1 protein-coding gene and 1 pseudogene are annotated in these 2295 nt (G+C 67.8%); both read left to right on the plus strand.

The features are described 5' to 3' along the window. Positions 1 to 74 precede the first annotated feature (74 nt). Positions 75 to 653: an IS607 family transposase gene (locus AB0I23_RS41370; protein WP_326793267.1), complete on the plus strand. Its 579-nt coding sequence runs from the start codon at positions 75 to 77 to the stop codon at positions 651 to 653. Continuing rightward, positions 646 to 2288: pseudogene (locus AB0I23_RS41375) on the plus strand (IS200/IS605 family accessory protein TnpB-related protein). Before AB0I23_RS41370 ends, AB0I23_RS41375 begins: the two are co-directional and overlap by 8 nt. Positions 2289 to 2295: the final 7 nt, after the last annotated feature.

The raw sequence follows: 2295 nt of genomic DNA on the forward strand, positions 1-2295 counted from the left end.
GGGGTCAGGAACTGCTCTCGACTAAGTGTCCATGAGTGTCCTTCAGGTGTCACGAGTGTCGTATGATCTGGTGTATGAACCTGACGGAATGGGCGCGCGCGCAGGGGGTCGCCCCGCGTACTGCGTACCGCTGGTTCCGTGAGGGCACGCTGCCGGTCCCTGCGGAACGAGTCGGGCCGCGCACGATCCTGGTGAACATCGACGCGAACACCTCACCGTCCGTGACCGGTGGCGTGGGCCTGTACGCCCGCGTCTCCTCCCACGACCAGAAGGCCGACCTGGAGCGGCAGACCGCACGCTTGTCGGCATGGGCCGCGAAGGCCGGGCATAAGGTCGTGCGCGTCGAATCCGAGATCGCTTCGGGCATGAACGGCGCCCGCGCCAAGGCCCGTCGCCTGCTGGCCGACCCGGCGGTGACCACCGTAGTGGTGGAGCACAAAGACCGGTTGGGCCGTATGAACGTCGAACTCGTTGAGGCCGCTCTGGCTGCAACCGGCCGTCGACTCGTTGTGCTGGATGACGGCGAGGTCGAAGACGACCTGGTGCGCGACATGGTGGAGGTTCTGACCTCGTTCTGTGCTCGCCTGTACGGCCGCCGCAGTGCGAAGAACCGTGCCAGGAAGGCACTGGAAGCGGCGGCTGCCGATGGCTGACAAGAAGCAGCTCCGTACCATCGACCCGCCGTTCGTTGCTGTCGGCCCGTCCGGTGTGGCGTTACGCGACCGCCTCAAGCACCTCACACCAAAGGACGAGAAGGTGTTGCGTCTGGTCGGCGAGCACCAGGGCCGCCTGGCCTCTCTCGATCTCAAGGCCCGTTGCGAAGCCGGGCACAAGCACGACAACGACGCGTGGGCATCCCGGAAGCGTGACCTGACCGAGCAGTCGTCGTCGCGCATCGCGGGTGCGATCACGAAGGCCACGCACGACCAGTACGGCCTGGCCCGACGCTGCCTGCTCGCCCATGTCCAGAACCTTGAGGCCGATCTATCCGCACGCTGCGACACCGCCTGTCCCTCCCGATCGGGGAGAAAGGCAGCAAGCGGGGGCCGGGCGGGTACCGGTCCAAGGGCGAGTGGTTCCACAAGTCCCGCCGCCTGGCCACCCTGGAACACCGCCTCGACGTGGCCCGCGACGACTGGAAGACCGGACACGTCCGTGTCGTTCGCGGCGGCCGGCGGCTGCTCAAGAACCGGCACAACCTTCAGGCCGCGCAGCTCACCGAGCACGAATGGCGTCAGCGTTGGGAGGCTGAGCGCTGGTTCCTCGCCGCAGACGGCGAGTCCGGAAAACGCTTCGGGAACGAGACGATCCGCGTCACCCCTGACGGCGAAGTGTCGATCAAGATGCCCGCCCCGCTCGCCCGCCTGGCCAACAGTAAGCATGGCCGGTACGTTCTTGCCTCCAAGGTCGCGTTCGCGCACCGTGGGGACGAGTGGCGCGACCGCACCGAGGCCAACCGTGCCGTCGCCTACCGCATCCACTACCACGTTGAGCGGGGCCGCTGGTACCTGACCGCGTCGTGGACCAGGCCCGCCGTGCAGACGATGCCGTCGGCCACCGCCCGCGCCAGGGGCATGGTCGGCGTCGACACGAACGCCGACCACTTCGCCGCCTACCGGCTCGACCGGCACGGCAACCCGGTCGGCGACCCGCGCCGCTTCCACTACGACCTGTCCGGCACCGCCGACCACCGCGACGCCCAGATCCGGCACGCCCTCACCCGCCTCCTGCACTGGACCAAGCAGACCGGCGCGCAGGCGATCGGCATCGAAAACCTGGACTTCGCCGCCGAGAAGACCCGCGAGAAGCACGGCCGCAAGAAGCGGTTCCGGCAACTCATCTCCGGTATGCCTACCGGCAAGCTCAAGGCCCGCATCGTCTCCATGGCCGCCGAACACGGCATCGCCATCGTCGCCGTCGACCCGGCATACACCTCGATGTGGGGCGACCAGCACTGGCGCAAGCCCCTGATCAGCAAGACTCGCAGCATGACTCGCCATGACGCCGCCTCGGTGGCCATTGGCAGACGCGCCCTCGGGCACCCGATCCGGCGACGGACGGCACCGCCCCAGCATCACCAGAGTGATGGTGCTGGGCATCGGACCGTCCAGGCCGATCATGGTGACCGAGGGCGTGAGGAAACCCGCCGCCCTGTCGCGGAGCGTGCACACGATGCGCGTCGCCGGACAGGGACAACGAGAACGCGGGGGACCAGCGCATCCAAAACCGTTCGGGATGCGCGCAGTTCCGGGACGTGGGTACAAGGCTCACTCCTGGACACTGTTTAGGAACGGT

The organism is Streptomyces atratus, assembly GCF_040655115.1.
GTDB classification, from domain to species: domain Bacteria; phylum Actinomycetota; class Actinomycetes; order Streptomycetales; family Streptomycetaceae; genus Streptomyces; species Streptomyces atratus_D.